The sequence below is a fragment of the Streptomyces sp. NPDC034111 genome (assembly GCF_055575375.1).
In genome coordinates, this window is record NZ_JBVIST010000002.1 from 83124 (window position 1) to 104177 (window position 21054).

20 protein-coding genes are annotated in these 21054 nt (G+C 72.3%); 13 read left to right on the forward strand and 7 right to left on the reverse strand.

The features are described from left to right. Positions 1-4 precede the first annotated feature (4 nt). On the reverse strand, positions 5-1489 hold the full coding sequence (locus ACZ55A_RS06130; protein WP_468834983.1) for an LVIVD repeat-containing protein: 1485 nt from the start codon (positions 1487-1489) through the stop codon (positions 5-7). Between the two features lie 278 nt (positions 1490-1767). Between ACZ55A_RS06130 and ACZ55A_RS06135 the strand changes: the two genes are divergently transcribed. Continuing rightward, positions 1768-2367 carry a DUF305 domain-containing protein gene (locus tag ACZ55A_RS06135; RefSeq protein WP_468836575.1) on the forward strand — a complete coding sequence of 200 codons (600 nt, stop codon included), beginning with the start codon at positions 1768-1770 and terminating at the stop codon, positions 2365-2367. Positions 2368-2420: 53 nt separating this feature from the next. On the opposite strand, the gene ACZ55A_RS06140 is transcribed toward ACZ55A_RS06135, so the two are convergent. After that, a complete protein-coding gene (locus ACZ55A_RS06140; RefSeq protein WP_468834986.1) occupies positions 2421-3458 on the reverse strand; it encodes a DUF6214 family protein in 1038 nt (345 codons plus the stop codon). A 135-nt stretch (positions 3459-3593) separates the two neighbouring features. Here ACZ55A_RS06140 and ACZ55A_RS06145 point away from each other — a divergent pair, with 135 nt between their 5' ends. Next, positions 3594-4964 carry an FAD-dependent oxidoreductase gene (locus ACZ55A_RS06145; RefSeq protein WP_468834989.1) on the forward strand — a complete coding sequence of 457 codons (1371 nt, stop codon included), beginning with the start codon at positions 3594-3596 and terminating at the stop codon, positions 4962-4964. A gap of 61 nt (positions 4965-5025) precedes the next feature. On the opposite strand, the gene ACZ55A_RS06150 is transcribed toward ACZ55A_RS06145, so the two are convergent. Continuing rightward, entirely contained in the window at positions 5026-5397 is a 372-nt protein-coding gene (locus ACZ55A_RS06150) for an ArsR/SmtB family transcription factor (protein WP_468834992.1), read from the reverse strand. 176 nt (positions 5398-5573) lie between these two features. Here ACZ55A_RS06150 and ACZ55A_RS06155 point away from each other — a divergent pair, with 176 nt between their 5' ends. From ACZ55A_RS06155 to ACZ55A_RS06185, 7 genes are all read left to right on the forward strand, one after another. Beyond that, entirely contained in the window at positions 5574-6677 is a 1104-nt protein-coding gene (locus ACZ55A_RS06155; protein WP_468834995.1) for an NADH:flavin oxidoreductase/NADH oxidase, read from the forward strand. Positions 6678-6837: 160 nt separating this feature from the next. Then, positions 6838-7923 carry a WD40/YVTN/BNR-like repeat-containing protein gene (locus ACZ55A_RS06160; RefSeq protein ID WP_468834998.1) on the forward strand — a complete coding sequence of 362 codons (1086 nt, stop codon included), beginning with the start codon at positions 6838-6840 and terminating at the stop codon, positions 7921-7923. Positions 7924-8032: 109 nt separating this feature from the next. Beyond that, positions 8033-8710: a uracil-DNA glycosylase gene (locus ACZ55A_RS06165; RefSeq protein ID WP_468835001.1), complete on the forward strand. Its 678-nt coding sequence runs from the start codon at positions 8033-8035 to the stop codon at positions 8708-8710. A 23-nt stretch (positions 8711-8733) separates the two neighbouring features. After that, complete coding sequence (locus ACZ55A_RS06170; protein ID WP_468835004.1) at positions 8734-9834, forward strand: LURP-one-related family protein; 1101 nt, start codon at positions 8734-8736, stop codon at positions 9832-9834. Further along, a complete protein-coding gene (locus ACZ55A_RS06175) occupies positions 9815-10846 on the forward strand; it encodes an N-acetylglucosamine kinase (protein ID WP_468835007.1) in 1032 nt (343 codons plus the stop codon). The genes ACZ55A_RS06170 and ACZ55A_RS06175 overlap by 20 nt, the downstream gene beginning before the upstream one ends. Before the next feature lie 93 nt (positions 10847-10939). After that, positions 10940-11896, forward strand: a complete 957-nt coding sequence (locus ACZ55A_RS06180) for a sirohydrochlorin chelatase (RefSeq protein ID WP_468835011.1) — start codon at positions 10940-10942, stop codon at positions 11894-11896. A 247-nt stretch (positions 11897-12143) separates the two neighbouring features. Next, positions 12144-12485, forward strand: coding sequence for a nuclear transport factor 2 family protein (locus ACZ55A_RS06185; RefSeq protein ID WP_468835015.1), 342 nt, complete (start codon positions 12144-12146; stop codon positions 12483-12485). Positions 12486-12502: 17 nt separating this feature from the next. On the opposite strand, the gene ACZ55A_RS06190 is transcribed toward ACZ55A_RS06185, so the two are convergent. The 3 genes from ACZ55A_RS06190 to ACZ55A_RS06200 form a co-directional block, all read right to left on the reverse strand. Then, positions 12503-13552 carry a lactonase family protein gene (locus ACZ55A_RS06190; protein WP_468835020.1) on the reverse strand — a complete coding sequence of 350 codons (1050 nt, stop codon included), beginning with the start codon at positions 13550-13552 and terminating at the stop codon, positions 12503-12505. Positions 13553-13673: 121 nt separating this feature from the next. Next, positions 13674-15182: an FUSC family protein gene (locus ACZ55A_RS06195; RefSeq protein ID WP_468835023.1), complete on the reverse strand. Its 1509-nt coding sequence runs from the start codon at positions 15180-15182 to the stop codon at positions 13674-13676. Between the two features lie 233 nt (positions 15183-15415). Beyond that, positions 15416-15928, reverse strand: coding sequence for a hypothetical protein (locus tag ACZ55A_RS06200; RefSeq protein ID WP_468835026.1), 513 nt, complete (start codon positions 15926-15928; stop codon positions 15416-15418). A 215-nt stretch (positions 15929-16143) separates the two neighbouring features. Between ACZ55A_RS06200 and ACZ55A_RS06205 the strand changes: the two genes are divergently transcribed. Together ACZ55A_RS06205 and ACZ55A_RS06210 are read left to right on the forward strand one after the other, a co-directional pair. Beyond that, positions 16144-16623, forward strand: coding sequence for an Lrp/AsnC family transcriptional regulator (locus ACZ55A_RS06205; RefSeq protein WP_468835029.1), 480 nt, complete (start codon positions 16144-16146; stop codon positions 16621-16623). 76 nt (positions 16624-16699) lie between these two features. After that, positions 16700-17422: an HAD family hydrolase gene (locus tag ACZ55A_RS06210; protein ID WP_468835032.1), complete on the forward strand. Its 723-nt coding sequence runs from the start codon at positions 16700-16702 to the stop codon at positions 17420-17422. A gap of 68 nt (positions 17423-17490) precedes the next feature. On the opposite strand, the gene ACZ55A_RS06215 is transcribed toward ACZ55A_RS06210, so the two are convergent. Then, a complete protein-coding gene (locus ACZ55A_RS06215) occupies positions 17491-18573 on the reverse strand; it encodes a sugar ABC transporter substrate-binding protein (RefSeq protein WP_468835035.1) in 1083 nt (360 codons plus the stop codon). A gap of 248 nt (positions 18574-18821) precedes the next feature. Here ACZ55A_RS06215 and ACZ55A_RS06220 point away from each other — a divergent pair, with 248 nt between their 5' ends. Together ACZ55A_RS06220 and ACZ55A_RS06225 are read left to right on the forward strand one after the other, a co-directional pair. Continuing rightward, positions 18822-19709, forward strand: coding sequence for a phenylalanine 4-monooxygenase (locus ACZ55A_RS06220; RefSeq protein ID WP_468835038.1), 888 nt, complete (start codon positions 18822-18824; stop codon positions 19707-19709). A 131-nt stretch (positions 19710-19840) separates the two neighbouring features. Then, positions 19841-21010 carry a lactate 2-monooxygenase gene (locus tag ACZ55A_RS06225; protein ID WP_468835041.1) on the forward strand — a complete coding sequence of 390 codons (1170 nt, stop codon included), beginning with the start codon at positions 19841-19843 and terminating at the stop codon, positions 21008-21010. Positions 21011-21054 lie beyond the last annotated feature (44 nt).

Below are 21054 nucleotides of genomic sequence, written 5' to 3' on the forward strand. Positions count from 1 at the left end.
TGCGTCAGCGGTAGTCGGGCTGGGTCTGGACGTTGAGCTCGCGCATCCGTACCGAGCGGGCGCTGTCCGTCCGGCGGTCGTCGATCGCCAGGACGTCGAAGCCCTTGGCGATGTCGTTGGAGTAGATGTGGCCGCGGTAGTAGTACGCGGACCAGGCTCCGCCGGTGACCAGGGTGTCCGCGGAGAGCGGGCCGCGCTCGAAGTAGCCGATCTCCTTGGGGTGCGCCGAGTCGGTGAAGTCCCAGATGGAGACGCCGCCTTGGTACCAGGCCTGGACCATGATGTCGCGGTTCTTGGCGGGGATCAGCGATCCGTTGTGGGCGACGCAGTTCTCGGTGTCGGCCTGGTGGCGGGGGATCTTGTAGTAGCTCTTGAAGACGAGCTTGCGATGGGTGCCGCGGCCGGCGATCTCGTAGATCCCGTCGGCGCCGCGCTGCGGGCCGGTCCGTTCATTGCAGGTGGCCGCGCCGCCACCGCCCAGCTCGTCGGTGAACACCACCTTGTTTCCACGCTCGTTGAAGGTCGCCGAGTGCCAGAACGCGAAGTTCACGTTGTCCTGGACCCGGTCGATGACCTTGGGCGCGGCAGGGTCCGAGAGGTCCATGAGGATGCCGTCGCCCATGCAGGCGCCCGCGGCCAGCTTCAGCTTCGGGAAAGCGGTGAGGTCATGGCAGCCGCTGGTCGGGGTCACGCCGGGGTTGGCGGGAGCGCCGGGGTTTCCGCCGTCCGGGAAGAGGACCGGGAAGTCGATGACCGCGGCCTTCTCGGGCGCGGCGCGTGGCACCTTCACGACGGAGATGCCGTCGTGCGGCGGCCGGCAGTCGGGGAAGCTGTCACTGGGCGAGTACGACGAGACGTAAATGTAGACGTTGCGGCGCTCGGGCATCAGCGTGTGGGTGTGCGAGCCGCAGGCGGTTTCGACGGCGGCGACGTACTCGGGGTGCGCCTTGTCGCTGATGTCGAAGATCTTGATGCCCTCCCAGGAGGACTTCTCCGTGGCCGGCTGTGCGGTGCTGTGGCAGGAGTTGTCGGTGCGCGAGGAGTCGGTGGACAGGAAGAGCAGGTTCCCCGAGACCGAGACATCGTTCTGGGAGCCGGGGCAGAGCACCTGGCTGACCGTCCTGGGGGCCTCAGGCCGGGAGATGTCGTAGATGACGAAGCCGTCGTAGTTGCCGGCGAAGGCGTACTTCCCCTGGAAGGCGAGGTCGGAGTTGGTGCCCTGGAGTGCCTGCTTGGGGATGTTGGTCAGATGGCGGACGTTGTCGCTGTGGACGACCTCGTCCACGCCGGGTATCTCGCCGTTCTCGATCGCGGCCCGGGTGGCGGCTTTCTGACGGTGGCTCATTTCCAAGGTGGCGGCGGGGTGCTCGCCGGGGTCGGGGGTCGCGGCCGCGGGCCCGGCCACGAGGAATGTGGCCGCGAGCCCGAGGGCGGCGGCCGCCGTGCCGAGGGATCTGCGCCGCACGCGGGGTCTGTGCAACGACGTCACAAGGGCCTCCCTTGGAGTCCGTTCCGGTGTGAACGGTGCCTGGCCCCGGTAGTATCGCGCTGTTCATGTACATATCAATAGAAGTCCGAGAAGAGGTAATACCCCAGCAGGGTGGCCAAGCGCCCGGCTGAAGAACGGCATCCAGCACCCAAGGGCCGGTTCGGCGGACAGGAGTGTGTGCGGTGACGCGTACCGGAAGAGAGAGCTCCACGAGAGGTGCCGGCCTGGTCCCGGCCGGAGCCGTCCTCACGGCCGGGGCCCTCGCCCTCTCCCTGGCAATGAGCGGCTGTTCACCCGACGAAGGCCCCAGGGCCGCCCAGGGCACCGGCGGACCCGCCGTGGTGGCGCCCGGCAAACCCGGTGAACCGGCAAAGACCCTCACCGCCGAGGAGGCCGGAAGGGCGCGCGGTGACGACTCCCCCAACGCGGCCGATTTCGGCTACGTCCAGATGATGATCCCGCACCATCAGCAGGCGTTGGTGATGACGGCGCTGGCCGAGCGGTATGCGCACACCGCGCAGGTCAGGCGGCTCGCGGCCCGGATCGCCGCGGCCCAGGAGCCCGAAATCGGAGCGATGAAAGGCTGGTTGAGCGGCCACGGCGCACCATCTGCCGGGAGCGGTCACGCTCATCACGGTGCGATGCCGGGGATGGCCACCGCCGCTCAGCTCGCCCAGCTGCGGGCGGCGCGCGGAGCGGAGTTCGACGCGCTCTTCCTGAGGTTGATGATCACGCACCACCGGGGCGCGGTCTCGATGGCCACCGAGGTGCTCTCCGCGGGCCGTAACACGCTCGTGGAGGAGATGGCGAATGAGGTCATCGCGCAGCAGAGTGCCGAGATCGGGCGGATGAAGCGCGTGCGGGCGACCGTGCGATAGCGGAGCCCCTGACCGAAGTCACCTTGCCGGGAGGTGAGTTGGGAAGTCGGGAGTCAGCGCTTGTTGTGGCGCGGTGTCAGCAGTCCCTCGTCGCGGGCACCTGCGATCAGTCGCAGGGATCTCCGGCGGTTGCGGCCGGTGGCGAGCATCACGGCGAGCACCGGATCGCGGCCCTCGCGCTGGGCCTTGCGGTACACGTTCGCGGCGAGCTTACGGCGCTCGGCGGCCCGCGACCGGGCGAGGAGGGCGGAGCGGGCGCGCTCCTCCGCCCCTTTCCCCGACGCCGCCTCACCCGTCGGCTCCCCCGATGCCGGCAGCGCCGCTTCCTCCACCGGATCCGCCTCCGCAGCGGCCTCCGTGTCCCCCGCCCCGGCGCTCGCTGCCCCCGCCCCGGTTCCCGTTGACTCCGTACCGGCTTCCGTCACCTGCGTCCCGCCACCCGACGGCCCCGTCCCCGGCACCGCCACGCCCGACGGCTCCGGCGCCGGGCCCACCACCGGTTCCGAGGTGCCACCGGCCGCAGGTTCCGCCGTCACACCGGCCGCCGGCTCGGGCACCCCCGGAGCCACCGGAGCCACCGCTTCCGCCGCCACTCCGGCCGTCGGCTCAGATGTCGGACCCACCGTGGCCTGCCGCGCCGGACCGGCCATCGGTCCGCCCTCCCGTTCCGGTGACGCGGCGGCCGGGCCCGGCTGCCGGGGCGCGGAGCGGGTCTTCCGCGGCCGCCCGGTGGCCGCGCGGAAGGCGTCGTCGAGCGGGCCCTCGATCCAGCGCGCCAGGTCGGCGAGGCCGTCCAGGGTCAGCGGCGGATCGGCCCGTACGTCCTCGACGGTGATGCGCTCGTCGGAGACCGTCACCAGGACATCGATCCGGGCGCCGTCGGCGAAGGTCAGCCGGGCGCTGCACCACGGGCCCAGCGGATCGAGCCGGGGCGGCTGGCAGCCCCGGCCGTCGGATCCGGCCGGCTCGTCGGGGGCGGCGGGAGCGGGCGCGGCCGAACCGTGCGCCTGGAGCTCCCACGTGGGCCACTCCCGTGGCGCGCCCTGGGCTTCATATCGGTGATTAACGGTATAAAAGTCACTTTCCGACACATTGAAAACCTAGCCTCCAGCTCACCCGGCCAAGTAGCGCGGCACGCTCATCCCACCGGGAGCAACCCCGATAGCGCATCTCCCGTCGCGCGCCCACCGGTGCGATCCTGGGGGTATCCCGCGGAAGGGGCCATCGTGCTTCGTGTCGCAGTGATCGGTTCCGGACCCAGCGGCGTCTACACCGCCCAGTCCCTGATCGAGCAGCAGACCGTCCCGGACATCGAGGTGTACGTCCTGGACCGGCTGCCGTGCCCGTACGGCCTGGTGCGCTACGGCGTCGCCCCGGACCACGAGAAGATCAAATCGCTGCAGAACAATCTGCGGACGGTGCTGGAACACCCGAGGGTGCACTTCCTGGGAAACGTGGAGGTGGGGGCGCCGGGGCTGGGCGTCGCGGAGCTACGGGAGATCTTCGATGCGGTGGTGTTCTGTGTGGGCGCCGCCACCGACCGGCATCTGGGCATCCCGGGTGAGGAGCTGCCCGGCAGCCATCCGGCCACTGAGTTCGTCGCCTGGTACAGCGCGCACCCCGATGCGGCCACGACCCGTTTCACCCTGGCGGCACGGTCCGCGATCGTGATCGGGGTGGGGAACGTGGCGGTGGACGTGGCGCGGATGCTCTCGCGCAGCGCCGCCGACCTGGCCGCCACCGATATGCCGCAGGGACCGCTCGGCGCGCTGGCGGACAGTCGTGTCGAGGACGTCTGGATGGTCGGCAGACGCGGGCCCTCGCAGGCCAAGTTCACCACCAAGGAGCTGCGGGAACTGGGCTCGCTGCCGGGTACGGAGGTGCTCGTACGGCCGGAGGAGCTGGCACTGGATCCGGCGTACCTGGATCCCGGCGGGCTGCCTGCGGTGGCGCGGCGGAACGTCGAGGTGCTGCGCGGCTGGGCGGAGCAGCCGCCGGCCGGGGAGCCTGCGGCGGGCGGCCGGCGCCGGATCCATCTGCGGTTCTTCCTGCGGCCGGTGGAGATGCTCGGGGATGCCACGGGTGTGCGCGCGGTACGGTTCGAGCGGACCGCGCCCGACGGCCGGGGCGGCATCACGGGCACCGGCGAATTCGAGGAGATCGAGGCGCAGTTGGTGCTGCGCTCGGTCGGCTACCGGGGGACGCCGCAGCCGGGGCTGCCGTTCGACGAGGCGACCGGGACGGTGCCGCACAAAGAGGGGCGGGTACTGCGGGACGGGACGCCGCTGCCCGGGGTGTACGTGGCGGGCTGGATCAAGCGCGGGCCGACGGGCGTGATCGGCACCAACCGGCCGTGCGCGAAGGAGACCGCGCTCGCCCTGCTGGCGGACGCCGGCACGCTGACGGAGCGCGCCACGGCCGACGACCCGGTGGCGGCGCTGACCCGGGCGGGACAGCGGCCGGTTCCCTGGCCGGGCTGGCTGGCCATCGAGGCGGCGGAGGCCGCGTTCGGCCACGGCCTGGGGCGGGGCACCGTCAAACTCCCCGACTGGGCGGGCCTGTTGGAGGCGGCGCGCGCGGCGGGCGTGCCCTGCTGATTCCGCGCCGCGCAGTGCGACGGCCCGGTGGCCTTGGACCAGAGCCCGCCGGGGAAGCGCGCTACTTCTCCCCCAGGCGGCGGGCCTGGAGGTCCGCCGCCCGCAGAACGCCGCTGATCAGGCCGGGGAAGAGCGCTTCCAGGTCGGCCTCGCGCAGTCGGTTCATCTTGGCCGTGCCCTGGTAGAGCTGCTGGATGACGCCGTGCTCGCGCAGCACCCGGAAGTGGTGGGTGCAGGTGGACTTGCTGACCGGGAGCTCGATGTCCGCGCAGTTCAGCTCTGATTCGGCGCAGGCGAGCGTACGGACGATGCGCAGCCGCATGGGGTCGGCGAGGGCGTGCAGTACGTCCGCCAGCCGGATGTCCGCACGGGACGGGTGTTCCAGTGCCCGGGAGCCCGATGGGGGGCCCGCTGCTGGCGTATCGGTCGGCATGGCGGCTCCTGACTCGGTCTGCGGGCTCGGGTCTGCGGGAATCCGGTCCGGCGTGGCGGCCTGTCCGCATGCCCATTGTACGAGGAGCATCGTAGTTTGACATCCACCGTAGTACGGTGTTTATCGTACGAGCAGGGTCCGCCCGGGACCCTCCCCCTCAGGTACAGGAGCCCGCCGTGAGCGCACTGTTCGAGCCCATCACCCTTCGCTCGCTGACCGTCCCGAACCGCCTGTGGATGGCGCCCATGTGCCAGTACTCCGCGGCACCCGAGGGCCCGGCGAAGGGAGCGCCCGGCGACTGGCACTTCCAGCACCTGGCCGCGCGGGCGGCGGGCGGCACCGGCCTGATCCTCACGGAGGCGACCGCGGTCAGCCCTGAGGGCCGGATCAGCCCGTACGACCTCGGGCTGTGGAACGACACCCAGACCGAGGCGTTCCGGCGGATCACCGGCTTCCTCAAGTCCCAGGGGACGGTGCCGGGAATCCAGATAGCGCACTCCGGCCGCAAGGGATCGACCGAGCGCACCTGGATCAACCGCGGCGCCCCGCTCCTCCCCGGGCAGCGGCACGGATGGGAGCCGGTCGGCCCGAGCCCGGTGCCGTTCGACGAGGGGTTCAGCACCCCCGCCGAGCTGTCCGTGGACGCGATCCAGGAGATCGTCGCGCAGTTCGGGGCGACCGCCCGCCGGGCGCTGGCGGCCGGCTTCGAGGTGGCCGAGGTCCATGGCGCCCACGGCTATCTGATCAATGAATTCCTCTCCCCGTTCACCAACCGGCGCACCGACGAGTACGGCGGCTCCTACGAGAACCGGACGCGGTTCGCACGGGAGGTCGTGGCCGCCGTACGGGCGGTGTGGCCCGACGAGCTGCCGGTCTTCTTCCGGATCTCGGCCACCGACTGGCTCACCGAGGACGAGAGCGACGACCGCGAGGGCTGGACCGCCGACGACACCGTGCGCTTCGCCCGCGATCTCCAGGAGCTCGGCATCGACCTGCTGGACACCTCCACGGGCGGCAACGCCCCGGACGCCAGGATCACCGTGGAGCCGGGCTACCAGGTGCCGTTCGCCGAGCGGGTCAAGAAGGAGACCGGACTCGCGGTGGGCGCCGTCGGACTGATCACCGAGGCGCGGCAGGCCGAGAAGATCATCGCGGAGGGCCAGGCCGACGCCGTACTGCTCGGTCGCGAGCTGCTGCGCTCCCCCAGCTTCGCGCAGCACGCGGCGCGGGAGCTGGGCGCCGGGATCCGGGTGCCGGAGCCGTACCACCGCGCGGTCTGAGGACCGTCACGGGGCGCGGCGGACGATGCCCGGCACTGCCCGGCCGGGTACCGCACCGCACCGTCCGACCTGCGCGGATACGCTCCGGGACGCCGTTGTCAGTGGTCGGGTGCAGACTTGCCCTTGTCTGAGACAACGGCGTCCCGGAGGTGTTCCGGCAATGACTGACGTACTACTCGCGGTGGGCACCCGCAAAGGGCTCTTCATCGGCCGGCGGCGGCACGGGGAGTGGGAGCTGAGCGGTCCGCACTTCCCCGCGCAGGCGGTGTACTCCCTCGGAATCGACACCCGCCGTGCGACCCCCCGGCTGCTGGCCGGCGCCGACAGCTCCCACTGGGGCCCGTCGGTGTTCCACTCCGACGACCTGGGCAAGACCTGGCAGGAGCCGTCCCGCCCCGCGGTCAAGTACCCGAAGGACACCGGGACTTCACTGGAGCGGGTGTGGCAGCTGCATCCCGCGGGCCCGGCCGCCCCCGAGGTGGTGTACGCGGGCACCGAGCCCGGCGGTCTGTTCCGCTCCGAGGACGGCGGGGAGACCTTCGAGCTCGTACGGGCCCTGTGGGACCACCCCAGCCGCGAGAAGTGGGTGCCGGGCGGCGGCGGACTCGCCGTCCACACGGTGATCACCGATCCGCGGGACGCCGATGCGGTCACCGTCGCGGTCTCCGCCGCCGGGGTCTTCCGCAGCCGTGACGGCGGCGCCAGCTGGGCCCCGTCCAACACGGGCGTCAAGGCGGTCTTCCTGCCCGACCAGCACCCGGAGTTCGGTCAGTGCGTCCACAAGATCGCGCAGGATCCGGTCGACCGCGACCGGCTGTACCTCCAGAACCACTGGGGCGTCTACCGCAGCGATGACGCCGGCGCCCGGTGGACCGACATCGGCAGCGGGCTCCCCTCGGACTTCGGCTTCGCCGTGGCCGCGCATCCGCGCACCGGCGATGTCGCCTACCTCTTCCCGATCACCGCGGACATCGACCGGGTGCCCGCCGAACACCGCTGCCGGGTCTACCGGACGAGCGACGCCGGCCGCAGCTGGGAGCCGCTGACCGACGGCCTGCCGGCGGAGGACCACTACGGCACGGTGCTCAGGGACGCGCTGTCCGTCGACAACGCAGAGCCGGCCGGGGTGTACTTCGGCAATCGCAACGGCGAGGTGTACGCCAGCGCGGACGACGGTGACAGCTGGCAGCAGCTCGCCGCCCACCTGCCCGATGTGCTGTGTGTACGGGCGGCCGCCCTGGCCTGAGCGGTCAAAGCGGCCGGACGGCGGGGAGGTTGGCCGGTTGCCGCGTTCGCGGAGGCGGGCCCGGGCCATCGATTGAAGCGGAGCGGGCCTGGGCCAGTAGGGTGATCCCGTGGCTGCACGACCTCTCCAAGACATTGTCGAACCAGGCTGGGCCAAGGCACTTGAGCCCGTTGCCGACCGGATCGCCGCGATGGGCGACTTCCTGCGGGCGGAGATCGCCGCGGGACGTACCTATCTGCCGGCCGGCAACAATGTGCTGCGCGCCTTCCAACAGCCCTTCGACGAGGTGCGGGTGCTCATCGTCGGACAGGACCCGTACCCCACCCCGGGGCATGCGGTCGGGCTCAGCTTCTCGGTGGCGCCGGACGTCCGTCCACTGCCCGGAAGCCTGGAGAACATCTTCCGCGAGCTGCACTCCGACCTCGGGCTGCCCCGGCCGTCGAACGGCGATCTGACGCCGTGGACGCGCCAGGGCGTCCTGCTGCTGAACAGAGCGCTGACGACCGCACCCCGTAAGCCCGCCGCGCACCGCGGCAAGGGCTGGGAAGAGGTCACCGAACAGGCCATCCGTGCGCTGGTGGCGCGCGGGCGCCCGCTGGTGGCGGTGCTGTGGGGACGCGATGCGCGCAATCTGCGGCCACTGCTCGGCGATCTGCCGGCCGTCGAGTCCGCACACCCCTCCCCCATGTCCGCCGACCGCGGCTTCTTCGGCTCGCGGCCCTTCAGCAGGGTGAATGACCTGCTGGTACGACAGGGCGCGCAGCCGGTCGACTGGAGGCTGCCCTGACACCGGGCGATAGTGTGCCTGGCATGACGAATGCGAACATCCCTGCGGGGTGGTATGCCGACCCGCAGGGCACCCCCCACCAACTGCGCTGGTGGGACGGGTCCCAGTGGACGGCGCACACCCACCAGGGACAACAGGCGGCCTCCGCCGGGGCCACGGCTCCCGCCCAGCACCAGGGCGCCCAGGCCAACCCCCAGCAGTCCGCGGGGCACCAGCCGGCCGGTCAGCAGGCCCAGCAGCAAGCCCCTCAGCAGTCCGCGCAGCAGCAGATGCCGCCGCAGTTCGCGCCGCAGCAGCAGCCGGCGCAGGGCCAGGCCCCCTATCCGGGCCAGCAGGGCAGCGCTCCGTACGGGCAGCCGGGCCCCGGCCACCCCCAGCAGGCTCCGGGCCACCCGATGCCCGGCCAGCCGATGCCGCAGGCTTACGGCCAGCAGCCGATGGCGGGGCAGCCGGGTATGCACCCGGGTGCCGTGCAGGAGCAGGTGCAGCAGCAGGCCGGGGTGACGCCCGGCGCGCAGGGCGGTGGCTCGCTCTTCACCGAGCCGGTGCTGGTGGTCAACCAGAAGGCCAAACTCATCGAGGTCACCAACGAGTACAGCGTCTTCGACCAGCACGGCAACACCCTCGGCGCGGTCGTCCAGATCGGCCAGAGCACGGCCAAGAAGGTGCTGCGGGTCGTCTCCAGCCTCGATCAGTACATGACCCACAAGCTGGAGATCCGGGACGCCTACGGCCAGCCTCAGCTGGTGCTGACCCGGCCCGCGAAGATCATCAAGTCCAAGGTGATCGTGCAGCGTCCGGACGGCTCGCCGGTCGGCGAGATCGTGCAGCAGAATGCGATCGGCAAGATCAACTTCGCGATGATGGTCAACGGCCAGCAGATCGGCGCCATCAAGGCCGAGAACTGGCGGGCCTGGAACTTCGCGATCGTGGACCACGCCGACACCGAGGTCGCCCGGATCACCAAGACCTGGGAAGGCCTGGCCAAGACGATGTTCACGACCGCGGACAACTACGTCCTCCAGATCCACCATCAGCTGCCCGACCCGCTGCTCAGCCTGGTCGTCGCCACCGCCCTGACCGTGGACACCGCCCTCAAGCAGGATGCCCGCGGCTTTGGGTGAGCCCGCCGGCCGCGGCGGTGTCCGCGGCCATGTCCTCGGCGTCGACTCGGGCGGCTCGGGACTGCGGATCGCCGTGGCGCGCGCCGGCTCTGCCGAGGCGCGGCCGCTGGCCTCGTACGCCTCGGCAGAGCCGGTGCGCACCGGCCCGGCCGGGATCGACGCCCGGCATCTGCTCTCCCAACTGCTGCCCGCGGCCGAGGAGTTGGGGCGCGAGGTCGGCGCGGAACGGTTCACGGCGGTGTGTGTGGGCGCGGCCGGCATGGCCTCGCTGGGGGACGATCTGCGTGCCCGGCTGCCCGGCGCGCTGGCCACCGCCTTCGGGGTACGCCGGCTGGCCCTCGCGGCGGATGCGGTGACCGCCTACGCCGGTGCGCTGGGCCAGCGGCCCGGTGCCGTGGTCGCCGCGGGCACCGGCATGATCGCCCTGGGCACCGATCTGACCCCGGCGGGCGGCTGGCGCCGGGCGGACGGCTGGGGCCATCTGCTCGGCGACTGCGGCAGCGGCGCCTGGATCGGCCGGGCCGGCCTGGAGGCCGCGATGCGCGCCTACGACGGACGGGCCGGGGGCTCGCCGGCTCTGCTGGCGCGCGCGGACGCGGTGTTCGGGCCGGTCGCCGGGCTGCCCGGCGCGCTCTATCCGCGCGCCGACCGGCCCGCCGTACTGGCCTCGTTCGCCCCGGAGGTCGCCCGCTGCGCGACGGAGGACGACGCGGTGGCGCGCGACATCCTGTGCGCCGCCGCGGGCCATATCGCCGATGCCGCGGCCGCGGTCTGCCCACCGGGCGCCGGCCGCGCGGTGGCGTACACGGGCGGGTTGTTCGGGATCGGTGAACCGCTGCTCGCTCCGCTGCGTACCGCCCTCGCCGAGCGGCTGCCCGGCGCCCGTCCGCAAGCCGCCGCCGGAAGCCCGCTCGACGGGGCGCTGACCATCGCCGCGGCGCTGGCCGACGACCGCCTGCTGCTGCCCCCGGACACGAAGTTGTTGCAGATCACACGGCCCGCGCCGGGGTAACCGCGATGACGCGCGGGATAAATCGGGACGGATACCTCTCCACCGAACCCTCCCTCCGCGCGAGGTCGGTCCGAGGCGTTAGCATGCGACGCCATGAGTTCCCCCACTGGGCCCGCACCTGGCTCGCCCCATTTCGACGCCGCCTCCCCGAGCCCGGAAGCCGCACCCGGCCTGCCGGTACGCATGCCGCGCGCGCGACGGTCCGGCCGCCACCGCAAGCCGGAGCCGCTCGCCGCACCCGAGGGCGCGCCCGTCCTGGTGCTGGCCGTGCCCGGCACCCCCGCCTCCGCCTCGCGCAGTCTGGCGGAGGAGGTCTCCAGCATCGCCCGCTCCGAACTCCCGGGCCTCGACGCCCGGATCGGCTATGTCGACGGCGGTGACGACGAGTTCCCGTCCCTGGAGGCCGTGCTGGCAGGCGCCGCCGCCGAGCAGAAGGCCCGGGAGGGCGCGGACGGCCGTCCCGACCCCGGCCCCGCCGCGGTGGTCGTACCGCTGCTCGCCGGACCGGACAGCGCGCTGCTGCGCCGGATACGCCAGGCCATGATGAACAGCGGTTCCGGTGCCGAGCTGACCGACGTCCTGGGCCCGCACCCGCTGCTCGCCGAGGCGCTGCACGTCCGGCTCTCCGAGGCCGGGCTGGCGCGCGCGGACCGCGCCCGGCTGTTCACGGTCGCCACGGCCGCGGACGGCATCATCCTCGCCACCGTGGGCGGCGAGGAGGCCGTGCAGGCCGCCGGGATCACCGGCATGCTGCTCTCCGCACGGCTCGCGGTGCCGGTGCTGGCCGCCGCGCTGGACGAGGAGGGCGCCATCTCCCGTACCGCCGAGCAGCTGCGCCACTCCGGTTCGCAGCAGCTGGCGCTGGCCCCGTACCTGATCGGCCCGGAGATCGCCGACGGCCTGGTGGGGGCGGCGGCGGAGGAGGCCGGCTGCGCCGCGGCGGAGGCGCTGGGCGCGTACGGCGCGGTGGGCCGGCTGGTCCTGTCGAACTACGCGGCGGCGGTGGGCATCACCCTGCCGACGCAGGCGCAGGGGGTACCGGTCCGGTAGGAGACCGCCCGGCGCAGCAGAGACCGCACCGAAGGGCCGTACCCGCGCAGCGCGCGGTGCGGCCCTTCGGCCTGTCCGGGCCGGTCACCGCGCCGGCGGCCTTCCGGCCGGCCGCCGAGGGCCCAGGTGCCCGTCAGAGCGCCTGGGAGAGCCCGGGCCGCGGCGAGGGCGGCCGGACGGCTCTAGGCTCGCGAGAGGAGCCCCCGAGCTCGCGAGAGCACCCCCAGAGCCTTCCGGAGGGATGTTCATGACGAACGTCGACATCGTCCGCAGTGCGTTCGCCGCCTACCTCGCGCAGGACCGCGAGGCCGTCGACCGGCTGCTCGCCGAGGATTTCGTCTTCACCAGCCCTCAGGACGACCACATCGGCAAGGCCGCCTTCCTGGAGGTCTGCTTCCCGACGGCGGACCGGCTGCGCCATCAGGAGATCCTCGACGCGGTGGCCCTCGACGACCACCAGGTCTGTGTCCGCTACGAGTACGAGCTGAAGACCGGTGAACGCCACCGCAATGTCGAGGTGCACACGGTGCGGGACTGCCGGATCACCGAGGTCGAGGTGTACTTCGGCGGCCGCTTCCCGCAGGGCTGAGCCGCGTCCGGTGCCGTTCAGACGAAGACCACGCACGAGGCGGCCGGCGCCCTGAGCGCACCGCGCCGCTCCGGGATGCCGGTCTCCGGGTCGACGGTGAACCAGGTGACGTCCCCGGAGCGCTCGTTGGCGGCGTAGAGGTGCCGGCCGTCGGGGTGCAGCGCCAGGTCGCGGGGCCAATGGCCGCCGCAGGGAACGGTGGTGACGAGGGTCGCGGTGTCGCCGGACGGGTCGAGGGCGAGGACGGAGAGGCTGTCGTGGCCACGGTTGGCGGCCCAGGCGAACCGGCCGTCCGGGGAGAGCGCCAGTCCGGAGGGGAAGGTACCGGCCGCCGCGACGCCGTCCGGAAGGAGCCGGGTCTCCCCCAGCGGCGTCAGCGCGCCCAGGTCGGGCTCCCACCGGCAGACCGTCACCGTCGGATCGAGTTCGTTGATGACATAGGCGCGGTCGCCGCGCGGGTGGAAGGCGAGGTGGCGCGGTCCGCTGCCGGGCCGCAGCGGAACCTCGGCGTGTACGGTCAGCGCCCCGCCGGCGGAGTCGAGGGCGTACACCCGGACCGCGTCGGTGCCCAGGTCGACGCTGAGCAGCCGGCGCCCGTCCGGAGCGGGCAGGACGGCATGGGCGTGCGGGCCCTCCTGACGGTCGGGCTGCGGACCGCTGCCTTCGTGGGCGAGTACTCCGGCCGGGCCGCCGAGCGAGCCGTCGGGCCGTACGGGGAGCGTACTGACGCTGCCCGAGCTGTAGTTGGCGATGACGAGGTGGCCGGCGACCAGGGCGAGGTGGGTGGGGTCGTCGCCCTCCACGGCGACGGCGGGGCCGAGCAGCGCGGGCCCCTCGGGCGTCAGGGCGAAGGCGGCCGCGGCGCCGTCCGGGGTCTCGCTGACCGCGTAGAGGTACCGGCCGTCTGGGCTCGCCGCCAGGTAGGAGGGGTTGGGGACAGCGTCGGTGGAGTGCAGCGCGGTCAGTGCGCCGGACTCCGGGTCGACGGCCGCGGTGGTGATGCCGAGGCCGCCGGCCGTGGTGAACGAACCGATGTACGCCCGCCGGCCGTTGTCGTTCGTCCCCACTGGTCCGCCCTTCGTCCGCCTGCCCGTTGAGGTACGCCGGCGACGCTAACAGCCGTGGGCGGGCCGTCCGCGGCGATGGCCGGATCCCGTCGTCCGCCCCGACCGCGTACGCCGCTGCCGGTCAGGCCCCGACGAGGGGCGAGGGGCGGGTGCTGCGCAGTGGCGCGGCCAGTTCGGCGAGGGTCTTCTCCAGGCCGTGCAGATGGGCGAGCGCGGGCTCGGGGGCCGGTGCCGGCGGGGCCGCGGCCACGGCTCCGTGGAGGTCACGCTTGCGGCCGGGGGTGGTCAGCGCCTCGACGGCGGCCTCCACCCGCCAGCAGGCGGCGGCGAGACGGTCGTCGTGCGAGGCCTCCGGGTCCGCGGCGATGGACGCCAGCCCCCGGACCTCACGGGCGCAGTCGTCGAGCAGTGCCAGGACGCGCCGGGCCTTCTCCTTGCGGGTCCGCAGCGGGCTCAGCGGGTGCACGAGCGGGGCGAGGGAGAGCCGCACCCGGCTGAGCAGCAGCTCCAGTTCGGCGATGCGCGGGGCGGGGTCGGCGGTGTCGGAGCCGGCGAGGCGTGCCGCCGCCTCGGCGGCACAGGCGTGTACGCAGCGCAGGGCGCGCTGGATCCAGGCGTCCGTGGTGGCGTGGGTGGTCACGGGCAGCACCAGCAGGACGGCGAGGGCCGCGCCGACCGCCCCGACGCCGGTCTCGGCGAGCCGGAGCGCGAGCAGCTGGGCGTCCAGGACCCCGAGGAGTCCGTAGAGCAGTCCGGCCATCAGCGTCACCGCGAACATCATCCAGGTGTAGGAGACGGCCGCCGTGTAGAAGATCCCGAAGATGCAGACCGCGACCAGGGCCACCGAGGGGACGGCCGCCCCGTGCAGCGGGAGCGCCACGACCGCGGCGACGGCGATGCCGAGCACCGTGCCGAGGATCCGCCGGAATCCGCGGACCAGCGTCTCGCCGCGGGAGGCGGTGTTCACGAAGATCCACCAGGTGGCGCCGACGGCCCAGTACCAGCGCTGGTCCGACAGCAGTTGCCCCGCCATCAGGGCAAAGCCGCCGCCCACCGTCGCCTGGACGGCCTGGCGGGTGGTCGTACGGGCGAGGCCGGTGCCGCCCGGCGCGACGGGCGCGACGACGGGCGGCAGACGGCGCTCGTAGCACCAGAGTCCGAAGCGGACGGTCGAGGAGACCAGGAGGGAGAGGAGGACGGCGGCGAACAGTTCGGGGAGCTGGCCGGGCACCGGGTGCAGGAACTGGGTCGCGAAGAAGGTCATGAACGCGAAGACGCCGAGGGCGTGGCCCCGGGGCCCCCAGCGCCGGGCGTAGACCCCGGTGCCCAGGACGGCGAGGAAGACCGCGTCGCGGACCACCGGGTGGTCGTGCAGGCCGGTGGCGAGGGCGAGCACCGGAAGTCCGGCGGCGGGCAGCAGGGCCGTGGTGAGCGCCTGGCCGCGGACCGTGGCGTCGGTGACGGTGAAGAGCGCGAGCAGCGCGGCGAGCCCGCCGGTGATCGCCGCGATCAGCGAGTGGCCGGCGAGACCGCAGGCCGCCACCGCCGACCCGATGCCGAGGACGGCCCGGGTGGCGCTGCGCAGCCGCAGTCCGCCCGGGTCCGGAGCCACGAACACCCTCTTCAGCACAGTTTCCCGCCCCTTCTCCGTACGGCATGAAAAAGGCGCCGCGGGGATCCGCAGCGCCATCGACGCCCCCATCACAGCACCTCTCCGGCTGATGGCTCAAGGGAGCCGGAAATCACTGGGCCATTGGCACAGTTCTGCGGGCCATGACCCTGCCGACAGGGAGCCAATGGCCGGGCCGAGGGCCTGCCGGGGCGGGACCGGGGCCGGCGGGGGTCCGTCGCCGCGGCGGGCGGTCAGTGCTCAAGTACGGTTTTGAAGCTCACGATGATCAGTCCGAGTACGAGGTTGGCCACACCGGCGGCCACCACCACACCGCGCGAGGCGCCGGCCCGCACGACGGCGGTGATCGCCCAGCCGACCTGCCCGGTCAGGGCGACCGCCAGGCCCAGCCAGGCCGCCCCCTCGTAGCTCAGTCCCAGCGCCCCGGCGATCGCCACGGCAGCGGCCGGCGGGACGGCCGCGCTCACGATCGGCCCCTCGTCGGCACACACCCGGAGGATCAACGCGCGGCTCAGGGGCTGGTACACCTCACGGCCCCCGAAGAGGCGGGCGAAGACATGCGCCGCCCAGAACACCGCGCCGGTGCAGAGCAGCAGGAGGGAGAGCTGTAGCCAGGGGCGTGCGCCGAGCGATCCGGCGCCGACCACCACGGACCCGGCGAGCAGTGACCCGTAGACCGCACCGCTGTAATCGATCTGGGCAGCGGTGCTCGGCGGTGTCTGCGGGGGCTGTGCGCGGCTGGTCACGCCTCCAGCGTCGCCGAGAAGATCGCCGGGCGCACGGGTACGGGGTCCGACGGGCGGGCGGGGTACCGGGCGGCGCCTCCGGGCACGGGCCACAGCGACGCCCCCGTCCGGGTGTCGTTCGGCAACGGCGGGCCGCTGGCCCAGCGAACGCCGTGCCCACTGGTCCATTGGTACAGTCGCGAGCACACCGCGCCGAACGTGAGGGGCTGTTGGACATGCCCGTGGATGCCCTGGACGCCAAGATTCTCCGGCTGCTGCTGGAGCAGCCGCGCACCAGCGTGCGGGAGTACGCGAGGCTGCTCGGGGTGGCCCGCGGCACCGTCCAGGCGCGGCTGGACCGGCTCGAACGGGACGGTGTGATCACCGCGTACAGCCCCCGCCTCTCCCCCGCCGCACTCGGTCACCCTGTGCTCGCCTTCATCCACATCGAGGTGACCCAGGGGCATCTGGAGGAGGTGGCCGCGGCGCTGGCGGAGGTGCCGCAGATCATCGAGGCGTTCTCGACGACCGGCGGCGGGGATCTGCTGGCCCGGGTGGTGGCGCGGGACGCGGCGCATCTGGAGGACGTCATCCAGCGGCTGATCAGCCTGCCGGGCGTGGTCCGTACGCGGACGGAGATGGCGCTGCGCGAGCGGGTGCCGCACCGGATGCTGCCGCTGGTGGAGGCAGTGGGCGGGACCGCGCAGCGGCGGTGAGGCGGCGCGGGCGACCGTGGGCCGGGCAGCGTTGCCAGGCAGGCCTGTCGGGGCGCGCCTTGGCATGCTGGAGGGCATGACCAGCTCCCCCGCCTCCCGGGTCACGCCCGCCACGGCCGCCCCGCCCACTCCGGTGATCTTCGATCTCGACGGAACGCTGGTGGACAGCGAGCCGAACTACTACGAGGCGGGGCGCCGGCTGCTGGCCGGCCATGGCGTGGCGGACTTCAGCTGGGAGCACCACACCCGCTTCATCGGTATCGGCACCCGGGAGACCCTGGAGATCCTCAGCCGGGAGTTCGGCCTCGACGCGCCGGTCGAGGAGCTGCTGGCCGGGAAGAACCGCGCGTATCTGGAGCTGGCTCGGGCGCACACCGAGGTCTTCCCGGAGATGCGGGCGCTGGTGGAGCGGCTGTCGGCGGCGGGGCATCCGATGGCGGTGGCGTCCGGTTCCTCACGGGCCGCGATCGAGGCGGTGCTGGCGGCCACGGGGCTCGATGCGCTGCTGACCACGCGCGTCTCGGCGGAGGAGGTGGCGCACGGCAAGCCGGAGCCGGATGTGTTCCTGGAGGCCGCGCGCCGGCTGGGCGCCGACCCCGCCGACTGCGTGGTGCTGGAGGACGCGCCGCCCGGGGCGCTCGCGGCACACCGGGCGGGGATGCGGTGCATCGCCGTCCCCTATGTGGCCGGCACCGCCGACGACCCGGCGTTCGCGCACGCCGGGCTGCTGTTCAAGGGCGGCCACGGGGAGTTCACGGCGCGGGCCGCGTACGACTGGCTGGGGCAGCCGGTGCACTGAACGGCCGGGCGGCCACGCTCCGGTGCGTCGGTGCATCGGAGCGTGGCCGCCTGCTCACTGAGGGCGCGTCAGTTCAGGTCCAGGGACTCACATGCGGCGGCGAGATCATCGGCGCACAGCAGGTCGGCCCGGACGACGCCGTCGCGGACGACGGTGTCCTTGACATTCTTCTTGGTGACAATCTGCGCCTTGAACAACCGGGCCGGGATACCGGACTTGGTGTTGTTACCGGCGGTTGTCGTCGTCAGCGCGTTGATGCTCTTCCCGCGCAGCAGCCGGAAGGCGATTTCGGCGGCGGTTTCGGCCTCCGGACGGACTTCCTTGTAAATGGTGAAGGACTGGGTGCCGGCGACCACCCGCTGGAGCGCGGTGAGTTCGGCGTCCTGGCCACCGAGCGGCACATTCTTGACGCCGGCCGCCTTGAGCGCCTCGGCGACACCGCCGGCCATACCGTCGTTTGCCGAATAGACCGCGTCGAATCCCTGTGCGCCACGGGAGTTGATGACGTCGGTCATCTTCTTCTTGGCGGTCGCCGGGGACCAGTCGGGGATGTCCTTCTCGTAAACGATCTTGTGGACCTTGCCGTCGAGGACGTCGTGGGCGCCCTTCTTGAAGGCCGGCGCGTTCGGGTCGGTCGGCGAGCCGTTCATCATGACGACGTCGGCGGAGGACGCCTCGGAGCCGAGCGCGGCGAGCAGGCCCTCTCCCTGGAGCCGGCCGATCTTCTCGTTGTCGTACGAGACATAGGCCGCGACATCACCCTCGGCGAGCCGGTCGTACGCGACGACCTGGACGCCCTTCTTGGCCGCCGAGTTCACCCAGCTCTTGGACGCCTGGGCGTCCACCGGGTCCAGAATGATGACCTTTACACCCTTCGCCACCAGGGCGTCGAACTGCCTTTTCTGAGTATCGACCTGCTGCTCGGCGTTGCTGTATTCGACCTTGCATTCGAGGCAGAGTGACGCAATCCGCGCCGAAATGATGCGGCGGTCGAACTTCTCATAGCGGGCCGCTTTGTTCTCCGGGAGGAGCAGGCCTATGGCGTCCTTGCCTGCGCCGGCATCCTGCTGATCTTTTCCACAGGCCGCCAACGGTGCCGCCAACGAAAGCGCCATTGCGCCTGTGAGGGCGCGCCGCATTATTGCATTCATTTTTTTCGGAACCTCCCACTGGGGCCGCCTGACCCGGCCCAGAACTGCTGTAGTGAACGTCACGGCTCACCTGATCGTCAAGAATCGAAGCAATAGCGATATGAAATCGAGCTGTGAGATGAGCCTCTGAACGGCGTTCACCCACCGGGCTTTCCGAATCGCTCACTTTATTGGCGAATTGCTGGATCGAGACGCGGATGCACCCTTCGCCCCCTCATGCGAAACTTGATCCAGACGTGGTGACCGATATGAGGACCGTGTGGCAGCAAACGCCCGTTTCCGCCGACGGCCGGCTGGGCGGACCGGCCCAGCACCCCGGCCTGAGCGACCCCGCCTACCTCCGGCGCCGTGCCGCGCTCGCCGCACCGGCCGACGGCCACCGGGTCGGGGCGCCGTACGCGGCCGTCGACTACACCGAGTCCGAACACCACACCTGGCGCGCGGCGCACCGCGCACTCGTTCCCGCGCACCGCGCCCACGCCTGCCGTGCCGTGCTGGAGGCCGGTGAGGACGCGCCCATCCCCGGCGAGCGGATCCCGCAGCACGCGGAGGTCAGCGCGCGCCTCGCCGCCCGTACGGGCTTCTCCTTCACCCTGGCCGGCGGCGTCGTACCCAACGAACGTTTCCTGGGGGCGATGGAGCACGGATACTTCCACGCCGTGCAGTTCGTCCGGCACCCCGCCGTCCCGCTCTACACACCCGAACCCGACGTTCTGCACGACGTGTTCGGGCACGGCGTCCATCTGTCGGACCCGCGCTTCGCCCGCCTCTACCGGCTCATCGGCCACACCGCCAACCGCGTCCGTACCGAGGAAGCCCTCGATGTCCTCAGCCGGGTGTACTGGTTCACCCTCGAATACGGGCTGATCACCGAGTCCGGCACGCCCAAGGCCTTCGGTGCTGCCCTGCTGTCGTCCTACGGCGAGATCGGTGCCCACGACCGCCGGGAGGTCCGCGCCCTCGACCTGCGCACCGCGGCCGCCACCCCCTACCGCATCTCCGGCTACCAGCCCGTCCTCTACGCCGCCCGTTCCCTGGAACACCTGGAGGACCTGCTCGGCGCCTTCTGCGCGGACTTCGACGACGACATCGCCTCCCGGCTGCGGCTCCCGGCGCTCTCCCGGGACCGGGCGTAGCGGGCAGACGGTTCCTCACAGGGTGACGAAGTGGGCCGCGCGGTGTGCGCGGGGCGGTGGACGGAACTTGTCACTGTCGCCAGGATCGCGGTGGAGCACGCGGTCTCAGCGACGAGAGGCAGGACGTACGGATGGCGAAGCACTGGGCGGACTTCCAGTACGAGATCTATCTCAACGGCATGACGGGCGCCGTGCCCCGGCTGCCGACCGATCTGACCCGGCTGGAGCAGCTCACGGAGCAGAAACTCGGCCCCGGCCCGGTCGGCTATGTGGCGGGCAGCGCGGGCACCGGCAGCACCGCCGACGCCAACCGGGCCGCACTGGACCGCCGGCGGATCGTCCCGCGCATGCTCCGTGATGTGCAGCAACGCGACCTGTCCGTCGAGGTGTTGGGCCGGACGCTGCCCGCACCGCTCGCGCTCGCACCGGTCGGGGTGCTGTCGATCATGCATCCGGACGCCGAACCGGCCGCCGCCCGGGCGGCCGCGGCGCAGGGCGTCCCGTACGTCCTCTCCTCCGCCTCCAGCACCCCCATGGAGCAGGTCGCCGAGGCGATGGGCGACGGTGAACGGTGGTTCCAGCTGTACTGGGCGAAGGACCGCGAGGTCACCAGGAGCTTTCTGACCAGAGCGCAGGCCGCCGGCTACCGCGCGCTGTTCGTCACCCTCGACACTCCGCTCCTCGCCTGGCGCCCCCGCGATCTCGACCAGGCGTATCTGCCGTTCCTGCACGGCGTGGGCACCGCCAACTACTTCACCGACCCCGCGTTCCAGGCCGGTCTGGCAAAGCCGGTCCACGAGGACCCCGAGGCGGCGGTGCGGCACTTCGTCGGGATGTTCGCCGACCCCGCGAAGACCTGGCCGGATCTGGCGTTCCTGCGCGAGAACTGGGACGGCCCGATCGTGCTCAAGGGCATCCTGCACCCTGACGACGCACTGCGCGCCGCGGACGCCGGTATGGACGGGGTGGTGGTCTCCAACCACGGCGGGCGCCAGGTCGCCGGCTCCGTCGCCGCCGCGGACGCGCTGCCCCGCGTCGTCGAGGAGGCCGGCGACCGGCTCACCGTCCTCTTCGACAGCGGGATCCGCACCGGCGACGACATGGTCAAGGCGCTGGCGCTGGGCGCGCAGGCGGTGCTGGTGGGACGCCCGTACGCCTATGGGCTCGGCCTGGAAGGACAGGCGGGCGTCGAGCACGTCATCCGCTGTCTGCTCGCCGAGTTCGACCTCACCCTGGCCCTGTCGGGCCACTCCCGTCCCGGCACGCTGAGCCCCGACGACCTCCTCATCCCGTCGGCATGACCGCCGCCCCCCACACCCCGACGGGCCGTCCGGCACAGCCCGGC